This is a genomic window from Buttiauxella sp. AC038 (assembly GCF_979253565.1).
The window spans coordinates 26,414-41,325 of record NZ_CEEDCQ010000006.1; the positions used below are offsets into that span (position 1 = coordinate 26,414).

Consider the following 14,912-nt stretch of genomic DNA (forward strand, 5'->3'; position numbering starts at 1 on the left):
AATTTTTAACCTTTTGAGCTGAAATAAACTTGATGCTGTGCATTTGAAGCATTTCGACACGATTCACTATCAGTCGGACTCTTGTTACATTCTTTAAGTTTTTGCAGTCGAGCCTCCTTATTCGTTTTGTAAAATTCTATTGAAATTTTTTCTGATGAATCACAACCAATCAATACAAGAACAGCTAAAGCAGAAACAATTACATTTTTAACTTTCATTTAATCATTACCCCCTTTGATGCTGTTGAAATTACAGCTTCTCTATTTTTAGAAAGCAACTCGATGTAAAAATCATAGACTTTCTTTGCATATTTAATTCTCGTAGCCTCGTTCCTATCTGCAAAACCAGCATTGTAAGCCCCTATTGATTTCCAGTTAACACCATTTCTTTGAATGTTCATTGCTAATATATAAGCACCTACATAGACATTTTGACATGGGTTTGTTACCAAATCCTCTCGGGATATACCCCAATCAGAAGCTAGCTGTTTGAACCAAATGCTATTAATTTGCATCAATCCAATATCTATACTTTCTTTCGATGTTCCTTTTTTATTTATGTTGGTAGCCCGAGGATTCAAACTGCTTTCTACCTGAGCAATTGATATTAACAATAATGGATCTACACTATATTTTTCACCAGCTTCTTTGAAGCAAAATGCATTAACCTTTCCAGAAAAAATGAAATTAAAAGAATGAGGAAAACTAAAGAACTAAAGAAAGATTTTTTTTCATAATCACGCCCTTTGCTTTATCAATATAAATATAATATTATCAATTCATCAATATTACAATATTGAAGGAGAAATTATGAACCTAAGTTATCTTGCAGCAGTAATGATGATCGTTTTAGCCTCTTTCATTGTAGGCGGTGTGAGTTATTCGGAACGAAGTTATTTCGAGAATACATCAAGTGAGCAAATCACATATTCGTTTTTAAATTACGTTGATGCCGTTCAAAGTTATAAAACTTTGAATCCTACAGCAAATGGTAATATTACAACAAACATAACATTACAATCATGGCAGCAAAAAAACAATGCTATAACGGTTTATGCTACCTCCGGGAAGTTCTATGTTTATATGCCAAATAAACCGGGTGCATACACCAAGCTACGCGCACAAACTGGCGATTCAGTTTCATTTGGCTTATCTGATAGCAGCTCCATTCAAACGACCTTCGGGAGCGTAACAAAACCATCCCAAATCCCGACAAACAACATAGTGTTTATATTATGATCTATTTATACATTCTATTGGCATCTGCCATCATAACTATGATTTTAAAAATGTATTTACCGAAAGCAATTAATTTTGTTGAAAATGAGATTTTAAACACTGCTAATGAAATTAAAAACCGTTCTGAAAGGCTTTCCTTTCCTGTATTTGTATCATTTTTGACTATTTTAGTAACTCCAGCTTATTGTCAATATATAAGCAATAATAAGATACTTACATTCACGGTTTTTGTTACAGCAACATCAGCTATAATTGATATTGTTAGAAAATGGGTTCCTGACATTATCATTCACATCATAGCTGTATCTTCATGTTTATCCTTTTATGGTAATTTCCAGAGCGCCATGATCTTAATGGCTTTATCTATTACTTTAATATCAGCTATCAACTGTATTGCAGTGATAAAAAACAAATCAGTCTTAGTTGCCAGTGGTGATGTATATCTCATTGCTTTTTTATCACTTTGGCTCTCTCCAACTACAGCCTTTTTATTTCCAACATTAGCACTCATCTTTGGTTTTTCACTTACAAGTATATTCAAGATTAATCACATTCCATTTGTGCCAGTAATCCTTCTTTCATTTATTATCAGCTTAACATTGGGGAATTATTTAACCTAGAGGGTTTACTATTATCATATCATTTGTAACTTTGGATAATTCTCCGGGAACGGGAATCCTCTTTCCTTGTTGCGCAGCACTAGCAAGTGTGCGTAATAAAAGATTACTAGCTTTTGACAGGGCGATTTCAAGCGTGAATCCAGTTGCTTTTAGTTCACTAAAATCTATAAGTTCTACAGTGTGTACTCCATTCTCTATAGTTTTGAGCGCAGGATAAGGCACAAAATAAGAAGCGATTTTTTTGACTGTATTCTTCTTTGCATCAAGTTTTTTCACTAACTGATAAGCTCTAAGATGAGTATATCTTTTCAACATACTTAAAGACTTGTGTCCTGAGATAGCAGCAACCTCCATCATATTTAAAGTTCCAAGTTCAAAAAATCTACTGATTGCCTCATGACGGAGATCGTGAAAATGTAGATTTTCAATTTTTAAATATTGTATACATTTTCTCCACGCACTTTTCACCCCTGATGATGTGTATGAAAAAACATAGCCAAATGTTTTCATTGACATTTCTGATAGTAATGCTCGGGCTTTTGCAGATAAGGGTACATCCCGCCATGTCCCATTTTTGGTTTCAGGAAGATGAACAACTCCAGCTTGCAAGTTAATATTTTCCCATTTCATCGAAAGTATTTCCCCTTGCCTCATAGCTGTTTCTAGTGCCATACAAAAAATAATATATAACTCTCTATTATTTTGGATTAAATAACTCTTAATCTTCCTTTCTTCATGAGAATGTAATCGTCTTTCACGACCTGGATTACATTTAGGCTTACGTACAGTCTGGACAGGGTTTCTAATACATGTACCCCATTCAGCAATCGCTAAATTAAACAATGAAGATATTAGGGCTAACTCCAATCTCACTGTATTACCACTAATTGGCTTACCGTTTTTAGGATTGACTTCTGAAAGCCTTATGTCCCTATATTCAGCAACGTCAATAGATGTAATTTCATGCATGTACTTACTTGAAATTGCGTATCTATTGATTACATTTCGCCTATAGCTTTCTTGTTGCCAACCATTTTTAAGGTTAGAAACAGTATTAACGTATCTATCTAGAGCATCATTTAATCGAATTGTTCTTTTCCTAGACAAAATAGAATCTCCACAATGTTACAAAACCGTGAACTCTACTTTCACTAGCGAGAATGTCAAACTGTCAATCCGGTGTGTGGAAATCAGCAAAATCAGAAATTGATAGTTTTGTTGTTGTCGGTGCTGCGGGCTGCAACAAAACATATTCATACGCCGCTTGCCCTGTAGAAAACAAGCTCCTAAGTGGCGGCTACAGTCTGACTTATTTCTCGGGTAATGCGTCCTCAGCATACAACGCACCTGATGGTAGCTATCCAGATGTAGCTAATAACAGATGGGTGGTAACTGGAGCTGGCTCAAACAATAACTGTTTTGCTGCCTACGCCATGTGTTCTCGATAACTGGTAACTGGTAACTGGTAACTGGTGGCGCTAACAGTAGCGGACAATGCCTTGCTGCTGTTGCATGGTGTACAGCAAATTAGCTGTAAAGGATGAAGCCTTAGATTGCAACGGCTTCATCAATTTTTACCTTAGTAATCAAGTAGTATCTTCATACAGGCACATTCGCCTTGCAATTGCCCAGGTGAAATTACGGGGCAATTGCGATCTGTACGTGGCGTGTAGCCAATGTAATCTTCGGACTTACGCGCACTCATTGAGGTATAACGGCAGTAGTAACCGGGCTTTCCAGTGCTAGGTTTTGTCCAGACACCGGATTGACAGTTAGCTGAAAGGACAGCAATAGGCATCAACGTGTTCTTCATCAACACCATCACCAATGCCATACATCCGGGTTCCGGCCATAACGTAGTTAGCAGGGCATTGAACAGGCTTGTAGTAGACAGAACCATTACCTTTCCCCCAATAAAGTTCTCGTTGGCAACTGGTGAAGAGTACCAATTACAGCCTTGAGCATTGATCTTTCCACTTCCTGTCCAGACACCGGATTGACAGTTATGCACAACTTATTATGAAGCTGCACTTTCCGCTTAATTCAGTCCTGTTAGTACCTGGATAAAAATTGTATTCATCATAGTGACCGCACTTAACTACTCGATTTGGATCGACAGCCGCTACTTGTCCGGCAAAATAGTTAGGTTTCCAACCATGCGGGTTTTCACTGTTACTCACACTCCAAGTACACTGATTTTGGCTAAATCCGTTAGGTAGCGGTATTTGTTGACCATTCCCTACAAGGCCAGTAAGGACTGTGCTTCCCCCTGATCGTTTCCACACACCGGATTGACAGGAAAGGATGCCGCCGCTTGCATCGCGGCCTATAAGCCCATTTGGGGAACACCCCCACCCTGCTGTAGCTACACCGTTGATCTGCAAATACTCATTTGTAGTAATTCGACCATTAGCCTGTATCGCTCCATTTGCCTGAATGGAACCATTAGATTGTATTGAGCCAGCCTGAACCTGACCGCCTGTATAAATGTTCTTATTGTTATAGGCACGTATCCATGATGAATCGCTCATATGCCACCCCCCGCCCCATTTCTCACTATACCAGCCTGTGTCACCTCGAGTTCTAAACCATCCCCCTGTATACGTTTCTCCTGCCGTATTAGTCGTTTGTGCAGTAACCGTACCGGAGGCTGAAATATTTCCAGTTGAATTGACGTTAGCTCCCTGAACAGTAGCATTAGAATTAATATTACCCGTTGCAGAAACTGTATTGGTATTAACAGTAGTAGCGTTAACGGTTGTTCCGTTAACTATCACAGCGTTAACACCATTAGCATTATTAATATTGTTATTACCGATATTCAAATCTACGCTCATGGTATTCAATTCTGGATGCCCAGGAACAGATTTTCTATATAGGTAATCGTTTGTTGAAACATTATTTTTATAGAACTGAGCAATTGCTATATGACCATCTCCTGGATTCACAGCAAAAGCTGAAATATTTTGGCTCCAGGAGCCTAAAGCACCTTTCGCAATACCGCTTTCTATATAACCGCCATCAGCTCCAATGCGAGTAGCTATTTTTCTTGCCGCTGATTGACTTACTTTGACACCATTAAGAGTTACAAGAATGGATTGAAATTTATTAGCGCTCGGTTCTAATACTCGAACCTGATAATCTTGAGAGTATGTGTTTTTAACCGAAAAACCAGAAGGCAAATATCCGCTACTAATAAGGGTAGCAACATCTATAACATATGGCGATGTTGGGGTAGCTCCAGCAGAAATGATAGATGTATTATCGGCTATATATTTCTCAGCAGCATCAGACACACGTTTTGCATGTTGTGCAGCATTTGAATAAGATTGATCATTCATCAAATACCACAAAGCCGGAATCATCAACGTGCTTAAAGATGCTAATGCAACAGCCCATCCACCAACACCATCAGCAATTTGCCAAACGCCATTTTTCATAGTTTTCATGTTTAAATACCACCTCTTGCACTATTATTCCTTTGTTGATTAACCGTCTTAATTTCATCAATCAACTGTGAGAAATCGCCATTTGCAATCTTGTTTCTTGTTTTCTGCTTGATTAAATCATCTTGAAGATGAAAAGCCGTAATATTAACATTCCTTCCAATTACAGCCCCATTTCTTTCTACATAGTCCATAGTTTGACTTACAACCGCACATAAAGAACGTGAAACAATTGATTTAGAGTTAGTATTTTTTTCAGAACATAAAATGTCAAAACGCTCAATGGCATCAATGATGCTATTGGCATGGATAGTTGCTATGACAAACATCCCGTTAATTGAAGCTTTAAGAGCTTCATGCGCTGTGTCTGAGTCTCTAATTTCTCCAATTAATAGATTATTAACACCCATACGCATTGCTTTCTTCAAAGCAGATGAATAGCCCTCATGCTCTCCAATTTCAAGCTGAATACAGCGGCCTTTTCCATGCCTACCATCAAGAAGTGTTTCTATTGGATCTTCTATAGCAACAGACACACCACCAGTAGCCGCCGTTCGGTAACTAATTATTGATGCTGCGGTAGTCGTCTTTCCAACTCCCATTTTTCCCGCAACCAAGACCAAACCCACAGTTTCCTGTTTTTTTATTAGATCTATGATAAAAGGAGGCAACCCTATTTCTTCCGCAGATATTATCTTACTTGATGTCTGCCTAATAACATAATTGATAGCACCTATGTTATTTCTCGAGATTGTTATCCTATAAAAAACACCGTCAAATTTCAAAGAAAACTCTGTTCTTCCTGTGCGCTCATGCTTTAGTTTGCATTCGTTTTTTAAATTTTCAATATCCTCTAGTAACTCAATTGGAGCAGGAGCAAGCAAAATGCTTGCTCCAAATAGACCTTTAACTTCGGTATACTCTTCACCGATATAAATATCGGTGAAGAGTGAATTACTAAGTTTTTTTCCATATTCATTACGAACTAGTAGTAAATGCAATGGTATTATTTTTCCCTGCCGTACAAGCTGTTTGAGCTGTAAGAGTTGGTACTTCACCACTAAAACTAGAACCACTATTAATCTGTGTTGTCGCGACATCCCCACCGCTTACTGTTGTTGCAACCTTGATGCAATCAGCCTGGCTTAACTTACTTGTAGAAACAGTAAATCCTGTACCAGCACCAACAACTGTAATATCACCACCCGATTTATTGTATAGCTTACCAGCCGTAACGGTGACAGTTTTACCTACAGAAGCAGCAAGTGCAGGTACATAATCAGAAGTACCGTACCCTGTAGAACTACGGAAAGAGCGCATTTCGTTCATGATCGTGGTTACTGACTGAATTTCTGCTGCCTGATTCGGCTTTAATAATGCATATGCAACCACAGATGCAACCGCTACTAAGCCCGTAATTGCCATAGCCCAAGCGCCAACACCATCACCGAGTTGCCAAACACCCTTTTTCATATTTTTCATAGTACACCTTTTAAAAAGTTAAACATTGCTGTGACTAATGGAGATAAAATTACACATACGATAATAATACCGAATGCACAACCCAACATACCCATGACTTGTATTACCTTCCCTACCTTTTCAATTTTCGATATAGTTGCTTCTTGCCATCTCTCACTAAATGACGTTAATGATCCATTTTTATTTGATGTATCAAATAAACTACGGAGCTTAATAATTGCATCTTCACTAGGAAAATCATAGCCACTAACATCTAATGCAGCACCTAAGTTTCCTTCACCTGTAGCTAATCCAATTAATGCACCGTCGATGCGCTCCTTTAACCATTCATCGCGCGAACTGTTCCTCATTTTTACTAAAGCATCGCGCAAGGAAATCCCCGAGGAAAGCATGGCATCAATGTTAGATACAAATGTTGCACCATTTAATGTTCGGTATAAAGAATATGGTAAATATTTATCGGCATGAAAGCGACTATTACCTGTCCAACGAGGCAAGGAATACCAAACCCCAAATATTACAGATATAAGAACTGTTAAAGCAATATACCAAAAATCAGACACAAAAACATAAAAATAATATATAGCCTTTTGTGGCAAGCTCCACATATATAATGGCGTAATTTCCACTGTGTGCGGAATTAGCATTGAACAAATCATTGCTAACAAACTAAAAAATTCAGGAACATAAATAAGAACATACCTGCTGCTCCAGAAATGGCAGATTTTGATCGTTGTAAATCTTCTGCCATTTTCATTGCTCGTCTAAAACCTTCTGAAGCTTTGTTAACAGCGTCACTGGCTTCAATTACGCTACGCTCAGAATCAGGTATCCATTCTGCTAGAGACTCAGCTAATGTACTACCTGTTGCTAAGTGTGAATAGCATTCACGAAGAATCTCAGCAATAGGATGATTTGGTTTTTTCCCCCGCCGTGTATAACTCTCTATCATACGCAAATAAGCCACATCAACTTCAATCCCATCAATTAAATATTGACTGAAATTATCATAGAGATCTATGCGGTCAGTTGCATTGAAAGTTAGCTTAGTAATAAATCTATTTAATTTATTCATATATCATGCCACTTTAAGATTTTTGCTCACTGAATTTCTGATTTCATCAGTGAACATTTGAATATCACGGTCTAAACTACTTACATGGCTATGAGAGTAAATTGGATCTATTAAGCCGTCATTTATCAAGCTTATTGCACTTTCACAAAGCGTTACCCCTCCTTGCTGATACCAGTACTCATAAGCTGCAAGTTTTCCATGCTTCTGAAATATATTCATAAAATCGGCATTTGTTTCAATGATTTCATAAATTCCTGTCATTCCTTTGTAGCCAGTATGGTTACAATCTTCACAGCCACATTTACTAGCAAACTGTATATTTTTGGTATTGCAATGTGTTTCGATTAACTCTCTATAGACAGCATCAATTTCGCTTAATTTTTTTGAGTACGGTTCACAGCATTTTTTACACAACAACGGGGCTAATCTCTGACCAACCAAACAAGTTACTAATGAAGAGTCTGTAACCAAATCCATATCGACATTAAAACTTTTTAAGCGAGGAATAATGTCAATCGGATTATGAGTATGAATTGTTGTATATACTTTATGGCCTGTCTGAGCAGCAGCGATAGCACCCGTTGCTGACGTAAAATCTCGAACTTCACCTACATAAATTTGGTCAGGATCAAGTCGCATCATGTTTGCGATAGCATCCCCCCAAGCTTTTGATAAAGCACCAGGAGAGCCTCGTTCAATGCAAATCAATGGGGTTTGCACAGCTCCAGCGATAGTAGATTCAATTGGATCTTCTACAGTTAGCAAGTGAATGCCAGGATCTCGAGAAGTAACAATTTCACACATACACTTAGCAAGTGTACTTTTCCCCGAGTTTGTCGGGCCACTAATGAACACAACACCAGATGGTTTACTAATAACACGTTGCAAGATTCTTTCTTGTTTAGCAGTAACCCCTAGTTCATTTAAAACTAATGATTTCGTGTTTTTTCTCAACAAACGAATAACAACCAACACTTGATCATCTTTTGGACGTGATGATAGACGCCCACCACTTAGACCTAAGTTCTCAACATGAGACTCTTTTACTTTGGCATCAACAGGCTCTGTATATGTGAATGTAGGGGATGAACGCCCTTCACACATAGTTTGATAAAGAGCCTGAACAAACCTCTGTCCTTTATCATCTACAAGGTCATTGTAGAAAACGAGCTTTCCGTCAATTCTGAAAAATATTTTTGTGTACTTTGAACCAACACGGATATGAATATCGGATGCACGTTTTTTAACAGCTGCTTCAAAGGTGCGCACTACATCAGTTTGTAGGTCTGTATGCTCTTCCTTTGAGGTGAAGACATTGTTTTTCTGCTGCAACTCAATTAGCTTTGATTTTTGTATTGGTTCCCATGCAGAATCAGGCCATTGCGCAATAAATGCTTTTCGATAGTCCATAACTTCAGGATTAAGTTTATGGTCTTTAACTACATACAGTATTCTGAGTTCACCATCTGTAGCAATTAACATATTTTCTATTAAAAAGGCATTAACAGTATAATCCGAAATACCATACTGACTATTTAATGAGTAATAATCCATTTAATAAGCCTCGTCTTTCAATAAATGTTTTTTATTATCTTTGACAGATATAACCCATACGCCTGTTACAGAAACACTTAACAATTGGAAACCACCAGAGATAATCTCTCCTTTTCGTTTCCATTCTGTAGAACCATCATTATATTTAATTTGAACTAAATTATTCATGACGCGCAAAACAGTAGGTAAAGAGTCAGATTTAACAGGATTTTGTATTAAAGAATTTGTTTGTCCCCCAGGCATTCCTTGATTAGCTGTAACAACTCCTGTTTGACGCTGCAAATCTGGATTATTCGCTTCTTGCTGTGCTTTGTTTCGTGCTGCAATTGCTTTGTAAATTGCAGTTTCACCATTAATCACATCTATATCACCAATTGTTTTTACTGATTCTGCACAAGTAGTAAATGTAGCTAAGAGAAGAATCATTAAAGACAATGGACTTTTGCATGCAAAAAAATTACTTATCTGAGCCATACACTGTACCTTCTACGCTATAGGAAATCTGACCTTCTTCATGATTTATTTTGTAGCTAATCATATTCAATCTCACACCATCCATATTAATATCTTTAAATATCAATCTCGGTGGTATTGTTGATTCATATGAAAACTTCAACTCTACCCAAGTAGGTATAGGCAAATCCCTATCCTCGGGAGTTACTTCTTTTTTCAACGGTGTACTCGGGGCGATATTAAATGCAACAGAGTTTTTTTGTAAAACTGTCACTAGATTATTTGTTCTAGTTGTTAAAGGTAAAATAGGATCATCACCATTCCCCGGCGCGTCCATTATAATATGAAATGAAGATAACGTATTATCCTTAGCGTTAAAGTTTGGGATTACACCATACATTTCTTTAACAGCCAAAATGAAATCAGTAACATTCGCTGGACTTTCCCCATTTTTATTAAACAAAAGCTCCATTTTCATTTTTGCTATTTTATTGCTTTGCCCTTGGCTAGCATATGTACAATCAACAACTACAGGCAACCACCCTTGTATTGATAAAGGAATGCCTTTATCACCAGTACCATTGCTTGTACCAGTTTTATTCATATTGTCACACGTTCTGATAAAGTCTTGAACGCTAGGCTTATCAATCCAAGGGTGTATTAGGCTATCTAAACGCGCTTGGTAGCGGGCATTTCTATTAACTTCCTCTTGTTTTGCTAAAAGCTCGAGTCTAATACGTTCCTCAGCCTCAGCTTTCTTATCAAGATAATAATTCAATCCGAACCCCAAAAAAGCAGCTAAGATTGCAAAAAAAGACACAAGTAGTAATTGTTGTTTTGTTAAACCGAATGTTAGAGGCTTTAGTTTGAATCCTTTTTGAAGATTATCTTGAACTAAAATAGAACTCAGCGAAACTTCTCGAGTAACCCATGAAAAGTCTATATCACCAATTACATCAATTGCAGAATTGCTATCAGGATCGTATAGGTCATTTTTCAAACCATCTACAAGTTTTTTAACTTCACTTTCACCGACAACAAGATCAGTCCAGGGAATAACAGCCCCATTTTCACCGGAAGCTATTAATATGTAGCGTCGGGACTCAGCATCTGGTTCATCAAGAGGAAAGACTCCAATCCATGTACCTTCAATCAAAGATACAAGGCTGACCGCTAATGAATACATACCTTTAATGCTTTTGGCTTGCTTGGGTGCAAAACCCGCCTGAATGTAATCTCCTTTTTTAATAGCAACAACATCCAGCCCATTCTTTTTGCCGTAGTCTTTAGCCTCCTTCATGTGCTTACGGGCATTATTTAAAGATTTCCAATCAAGACCGACTACAAAGTTATTACCGTTAACAGTAACAACTTTTATTTCTTTGTGCTGGACTTGTGCTTTATCAGACATTTTTTACTCTCACGAAATAACAGGGGTAATGGTTATTACAAACATACGCTTGCTATTTTTACCACTCATACCACCGCCGAAAATAATATTATTTGGATCGCCAACACCTTGTTTGCTTGCATCACTAACTTCTTGCTCGAAACCACTCATGACAATCGTTTGATTTGGTTTTAACCAAACACGCTGATTTATTGAATTAGAATCAACATCTGGAGCTTCTATAAGATTTGTATTGTTTGCATTATTGATTCTTCTGATCTGTTTAAGGTTAGAAATATCCATAAACATAGTAAGCATTACTTTATTATTATCAGGTGAAACCTTCGGTAAAATAGTAATATTCGTCCCCGTCGTAACAGAGCCAGGATTCAGTGAACCAGATGTTCCTACATTGCTTGTTTGCTCAGATGTTACACTCTGCAAATAAGTAACCTGACTAGCAACCTGCACAGGAACCGCTGCAAGATTAGTTGTCATGATGTTATTTGTTTTTACATCAGATACTTTTACCTGCTCTGATAGAGCATTGAATAAAACGTCTGAACCCGCGAACTGACTAGCCGCGCCAGTTGCAGTATCTAATACCTGAAATCCACCGCTGATTGCATCAGTGCTACCAGAGAAGGTATTAGCTAAAGAAATGCCATAGTTACCGCTGAGGCTTTTCCACACTAAATTCCAGTTAACACCTAACTCGTCATTTTTATTTAAGTTAATAGTATAAATTTTGACACTTAACTTAACTTGCTTGCTAAGAGATGAGTTTTCACTATTTAAATAATTACCAACATTCCTAACAACATCAGGAACGTCAGTAACAATAATCGCACCGGAGGTTTTGTTCATACTTAGGCGGCCTACGCCCGGCGTTAACATGCTTTCAGCAGTAGATTTTATATCCCCATAGAGATCATTCTCCAACTGAACTTCTGTATTCGAATTTGAGCCAGAATCGCCACTAACACCGCTTGTAGAAGATGAAGAACCAGATGAATTTGATGAACCTGACTGAGTGGATATGCCGCTTTTTACCAGGCTGTAGAGTTTTGTTTTCGCATCTGTCGCATCGATCTGAAAACGCTTAGTTTCAAGATAATAGATTGTGATTGCATTGTTTTCATACTTCCAAGATACACCAAGTCTCGACGTTACAACATCGAGAAGTCCCTTAGCATTGCCTTGATAGATGATGTCTGAAATCATTGCACCACCACTACTTCGCACCTGTGATACTGGCGATGTAGATGGGGCATTCAATGCCTGTAGTGACACCATATTATTACCATCCAGCACAGGCGGAGGAACCGCTGTTAACTGTTGCGTGCTGCCGTTCGCTCCAACTGACTGATTAGATAACAGCATTGCTGCATCTGGTGTAATACGAACAGGTATGTGACAAAGCGTAGTAATGTCCTGACCAAACTGAAATACGTCAATAGGCCGTACTGGTTTATAAGAAACCTTGCATGTTAATTCAGGTGGAGGAACATCATCAGGATTAATATGTAAAGGTGTTGGATTAATCCATTGCTCATTTTTATAAACAACCGTAGGTCTGTTGTTGGTAAAATCTTTTAAAGCCTGAGTTGCAATTTTATTATTATCTTCTGCTTTATCCATTGTTTGGTTAATTCTACTGATAGAGCAACCAGACAAAAGCAAGGATAAAGCTATAACACTAGCTAAAGGAGAATATTTCATTTTACATCCTAATTATTTGATGGTTACTTTATCAGATACAGAAATAATACATTGTGCTTTGTAAATATCGACAAACAACGGAGCATTTGCTTTTCGGTAAAGATCAAATAATCCGCTAACCGCCTCAAAATAACTACCTGTAAACACTAATGGGGAGTCTATACGGTAATCAATTAAAACAGGCCAAACAACTTGCCACTTTTCGCCTGATTTACATATTTCAGATGAAGCCCATCTATTGAGTACTCCTTTCAAAGTTTCCCCTGTATTGGCAGACCAGCTTTTACCAACTGGTTCTAACTTAATTGGCACTGGATTAATTATATTTTTATAACCAGTCGTTGTGACAGGTTTAGTAATACTAGAGCTTGCACCTTCTTTCGCAGAAGTGGTAGTAACAATTCGAGCCGTAACCTTATTTGACACAATTGAATCCGTCAAAGCTGGTTTAGATATCTCTGTTTTATTATTAAGTACTACAGTACCGCCAGAGAAAGGATTCTTAGGTGATGATGAAGAAATATTACTAGGCGGCTTGCTTAATGGAACCGCATTATCTTTAGACTTAATTGATTCATTTTTTGCATGCAAAAAAACAGGCGTTGTAACTGGTATTTTAGTAATGCTCGGACTAGGTAGTGCTTCAACGCTAGATTTGTTTGACTGCCTATTTATCGCAATTGCTAATTCAGCGGGAATGCCCATTTGATTTAAAGCAATTCTATCGCCTTCTGGCTTAGGTAATTCTGGTGCTTTACTGCTGCATCCAATTAATGAGATTGCAGATGCAGTAATCAATACGAGTTGATTGTATTTCATAAATAGCATCCTGACTTTAATAGAAATAGTTTAACCCATTAAAATCAATATTTCAATTTTGATTTTTAAGTTGTGCGATATAAATAGGATCGTAAAATATTTCAGTGATCTTTCTATCAGCCATTTGAACTACAATGTCGATTGTTGTGAATACTTCATTACGAACAACATCGAATCCCAATGAGCGAGCATCTTCTGATTGCATAGCTAGGGTAGAAATTCTCATAAATGCTCGCCAAGCCGAACCTGAATGCACAGAAGTAATTGAGCCTGGATGCCCCGTATTAAGAGACATTAAATAGTGCCATGTTTCAATACCGCGCAATTCAGCTAAAAAAATACGGTCAGGCGTAGCTCGCATACATGCTTCTAATAATTGCTGTGGGCTAATCCTCCCCTCTCCCCTACCAAATATCAAAGGTAATTTGTTTGGAAAGGACTCTAACTTTAATTCATGAACATCTTCCATAGTTATAATTCTCTCACTACGATCTACGCATTCAATTAGAGCGCGCATGAATGTAGTTTTACCAGAACCAGTTGCACCTGATATAACAATGTTTTTTTTATACTTAATTGCTAACTCAAAGAATTGTTTATATTCGCGTTTGTTTAGCAGCATGAGCAATCGAGCATCAATATCTTCTAATCTCTCACTATCACGTCTTTCTTTACGCGATAATATATCTTCATCTGTAAGGATATTAAACGAAGTGTTTTGAACATCACTAAAGGCATTCTGCGCAATAACATCATCTATTGAGAAGGATTTCTCAATGAATTTACGTATGATAAGCCCCATGTATCCCGGCATACAGGCTGGAGGAGTAATGATGGTACAACGCTCACCACCTGGCATTTGAAAGTAACTTAATGCTTGCTCTTTTGATTTGTTAAAAACCGCAATAGAACGGTTAAGAGACTTCATTTTTGCAGCATCAATTTCAGGACACATAACTCTTTGCGTCCCTCTCACACCTTTTGTCCAATATTCACCAGGAATATTAAACATAATTTCCGTCACATCAGAGTCATCCATAGCCGTCTTAAAAGACTTAATAAGGGCATATAGGACTCCTGCCTCTTCTTCATCAAATAATTCATTACTCATAG

Annotated in this window: 17 protein-coding genes; 2 read left to right on the forward strand and 15 right to left on the reverse strand. The window is 37.6% G+C overall.

Annotated elements, in window-relative coordinates:
• Nucleotides 1–5 precede the first annotated feature (5 nt).
• Both AC0IXI_RS24345 and AC0IXI_RS24350 read right to left on the reverse strand, forming a co-directional pair.
• Nucleotides 6–218 (reverse strand): EexN family lipoprotein, encoded by a 213-nt coding sequence (locus AC0IXI_RS24345; RefSeq protein WP_471679368.1) that lies wholly within the window; start codon nucleotides 216–218, stop codon nucleotides 6–8.
• Complete coding sequence (locus AC0IXI_RS24350; RefSeq protein WP_471683432.1) at nucleotides 215–682, reverse strand: lytic transglycosylase domain-containing protein; 468 nt, start codon at nucleotides 680–682, stop codon at nucleotides 215–217. Before AC0IXI_RS24350 ends, AC0IXI_RS24345 begins: the two co-directional genes overlap by 4 nt.
• A gap of 127 nt (nucleotides 683–809) precedes the next feature.
• Between AC0IXI_RS24350 and pilM the strand changes: the two genes are divergently transcribed.
• Both pilM and AC0IXI_RS24360 read left to right on the forward strand, forming a co-directional pair.
• A complete protein-coding gene (gene pilM / locus AC0IXI_RS24355; protein WP_471679366.1) occupies nucleotides 810–1,238 on the forward strand; it encodes a type IV pilus biogenesis protein PilM in 429 nt (142 codons plus the stop codon).
• Nucleotides 1,235–1,858, forward strand: a complete 624-nt coding sequence (locus tag AC0IXI_RS24360; protein WP_471683414.1) for a hypothetical protein — start codon at nucleotides 1,235–1,237, stop codon at nucleotides 1,856–1,858. Before pilM ends, AC0IXI_RS24360 begins: the two co-directional genes overlap by 4 nt.
• Here AC0IXI_RS24360 and AC0IXI_RS24365 read toward each other — a convergent pair.
• The 13 genes from AC0IXI_RS24365 to virB11 all read right to left on the reverse strand — a co-directional run bounded on the left by AC0IXI_RS24365 (nucleotide 1,850) and on the right by virB11 (nucleotide 14,910).
• The gene (locus tag AC0IXI_RS24365) at nucleotides 1,850–2,965 is read right to left on the reverse strand and encodes a tyrosine-type recombinase/integrase (protein WP_471679364.1); all 1,116 of its coding nucleotides are present in this window, start codon (nucleotides 2,963–2,965) and stop codon (nucleotides 1,850–1,852) included. The two genes, AC0IXI_RS24360 and AC0IXI_RS24365, sit on opposite strands and share 9 nt — an antisense overlap.
• A gap of 472 nt (nucleotides 2,966–3,437) precedes the next feature.
• Nucleotides 3,438–3,758 carry a hypothetical protein gene (locus AC0IXI_RS24370; protein WP_471683415.1) on the reverse strand — a complete coding sequence of 107 codons (321 nt, stop codon included), beginning with the start codon at nucleotides 3,756–3,758 and terminating at the stop codon, nucleotides 3,438–3,440.
• Between the two features lie 103 nt (nucleotides 3,759–3,861).
• On the reverse strand, nucleotides 3,862–5,307 hold the full coding sequence (gene pilV, locus AC0IXI_RS24375) for a shufflon system plasmid conjugative transfer pilus tip adhesin PilV (protein WP_471683416.1): 1,446 nt from the start codon (nucleotides 5,305–5,307) through the stop codon (nucleotides 3,862–3,864).
• Nucleotides 5,308–5,309: 2 nt separating this feature from the next.
• Nucleotides 5,310–6,305 (reverse strand): ATPase, T2SS/T4P/T4SS family, encoded by a 996-nt coding sequence (locus tag AC0IXI_RS24380; protein ID WP_471683417.1) that lies wholly within the window; start codon nucleotides 6,303–6,305, stop codon nucleotides 5,310–5,312.
• On the reverse strand, nucleotides 6,283–6,786 hold the full coding sequence (locus AC0IXI_RS24385) for a type 4 pilus major pilin (RefSeq protein ID WP_471679361.1): 504 nt from the start codon (nucleotides 6,784–6,786) through the stop codon (nucleotides 6,283–6,285). Before AC0IXI_RS24385 ends, AC0IXI_RS24380 begins: the two co-directional genes overlap by 23 nt.
• Nucleotides 6,783–7,433 carry a type II secretion system F family protein gene (locus tag AC0IXI_RS24390; RefSeq protein WP_471683418.1) on the reverse strand — a complete coding sequence of 217 codons (651 nt, stop codon included), beginning with the start codon at nucleotides 7,431–7,433 and terminating at the stop codon, nucleotides 6,783–6,785. Before AC0IXI_RS24390 ends, AC0IXI_RS24385 begins: the two co-directional genes overlap by 4 nt.
• A gap of 14 nt (nucleotides 7,434–7,447) precedes the next feature.
• Nucleotides 7,448–7,861: a hypothetical protein gene (locus AC0IXI_RS24395; RefSeq protein ID WP_471683419.1), complete on the reverse strand. Its 414-nt coding sequence runs from the start codon at nucleotides 7,859–7,861 to the stop codon at nucleotides 7,448–7,450.
• Nucleotides 7,862–7,864: 3 nt separating this feature from the next.
• A complete protein-coding gene (locus tag AC0IXI_RS24400) occupies nucleotides 7,865–9,415 on the reverse strand; it encodes a GspE/PulE family protein (RefSeq protein WP_471683420.1) in 1,551 nt (516 codons plus the stop codon).
• A complete protein-coding gene (locus AC0IXI_RS24405; protein ID WP_471679358.1) occupies nucleotides 9,416–9,889 on the reverse strand; it encodes a hypothetical protein in 474 nt (157 codons plus the stop codon).
• A complete protein-coding gene (gene pilO2 / locus AC0IXI_RS24410; RefSeq protein ID WP_471679357.1) occupies nucleotides 9,873–11,279 on the reverse strand; it encodes a type 4b pilus protein PilO2 in 1,407 nt (468 codons plus the stop codon). Before pilO2 ends, AC0IXI_RS24405 begins: the two co-directional genes overlap by 17 nt.
• 9 nt (nucleotides 11,280–11,288) lie before the next feature.
• On the reverse strand, nucleotides 11,289–12,980 hold the full coding sequence (gene pilN, locus AC0IXI_RS24415; protein WP_471679356.1) for a PilN family type IVB pilus formation outer membrane protein: 1,692 nt from the start codon (nucleotides 12,978–12,980) through the stop codon (nucleotides 11,289–11,291).
• A 12-nt stretch (nucleotides 12,981–12,992) separates the two neighbouring features.
• Nucleotides 12,993–13,799 (reverse strand): toxin co-regulated pilus biosynthesis Q family protein, encoded by an 807-nt coding sequence (locus AC0IXI_RS24420; protein WP_471683421.1) that lies wholly within the window; start codon nucleotides 13,797–13,799, stop codon nucleotides 12,993–12,995.
• A 52-nt stretch (nucleotides 13,800–13,851) separates the two neighbouring features.
• Nucleotides 13,852–14,910, reverse strand: coding sequence for a P-type DNA transfer ATPase VirB11 (gene virB11, locus AC0IXI_RS24425; RefSeq protein WP_471679354.1), 1,059 nt, complete (start codon nucleotides 14,908–14,910; stop codon nucleotides 13,852–13,854).
• Nucleotides 14,911–14,912 lie beyond the last annotated feature (2 nt).

What these genes read in the sequence shown, in the direction of transcription:
- AC0IXI_RS24345 (WP_471679368.1), bottom strand. Translation starts at nt 218, where the DNA reads ATGAAAGTTAAAAATGTAATTGTTTCTGCTTTAGCTGTTCTTGTATTG.
- AC0IXI_RS24370 (WP_471683415.1), bottom strand. Translation starts at nt 3,758, where the DNA reads ATGGTTCTGTCTACTACAAGCCTGTTCAATGCCCTGCTAACTACGTTA.
- pilN (WP_471679356.1), bottom strand. Translation starts at nt 12,980, where the DNA reads ATGAAATATTCTCCTTTAGCTAGTGTTATAGCTTTATCCTTGCTTTTG.
- AC0IXI_RS24405 (WP_471679358.1), bottom strand. Translation starts at nt 9,889, where the DNA reads ATGGCTCAGATAAGTAATTTTTTTGCATGCAAAAGTCCATTGTCTTTA.
- AC0IXI_RS24400 (WP_471683420.1), bottom strand. Translation starts at nt 9,415, where the DNA reads ATGGATTATTACTCATTAAATAGTCAGTATGGTATTTCGGATTATACT.
- pilO2 (WP_471679357.1), bottom strand. Translation starts at nt 11,279, where the DNA reads ATGTCTGATAAAGCACAAGTCCAGCACAAAGAAATAAAAGTTGTTACT.
- AC0IXI_RS24420 (WP_471683421.1), bottom strand. Translation starts at nt 13,799, where the DNA reads ATGAAATACAATCAACTCGTATTGATTACTGCATCTGCAATCTCATTA.
- pilM (WP_471679366.1), top strand. Translation starts at nt 810, where the DNA reads ATGAACCTAAGTTATCTTGCAGCAGTAATGATGATCGTTTTAGCCTCT.
- AC0IXI_RS24395 (WP_471683419.1), bottom strand. Translation starts at nt 7,861, where the DNA reads ATGAATAAATTAAATAGATTTATTACTAAGCTAACTTTCAATGCAACT.
- pilV (WP_471683416.1), bottom strand. Translation starts at nt 5,307, where the DNA reads ATGAAAACTATGAAAAATGGCGTTTGGCAAATTGCTGATGGTGTTGGT.
- virB11 (WP_471679354.1), bottom strand. Translation starts at nt 14,910, where the DNA reads ATGAGTAATGAATTATTTGATGAAGAAGAGGCAGGAGTCCTATATGCC.
- AC0IXI_RS24390 (WP_471683418.1), bottom strand. Translation starts at nt 7,433, where the DNA reads ATGCTAATTCCGCACACAGTGGAAATTACGCCATTATATATGTGGAGC.
- AC0IXI_RS24360 (WP_471683414.1), top strand. Translation starts at nt 1,235, where the DNA reads ATGATCTATTTATACATTCTATTGGCATCTGCCATCATAACTATGATT.
- AC0IXI_RS24385 (WP_471679361.1), bottom strand. Translation starts at nt 6,786, where the DNA reads ATGAAAAATATGAAAAAGGGTGTTTGGCAACTCGGTGATGGTGTTGGC.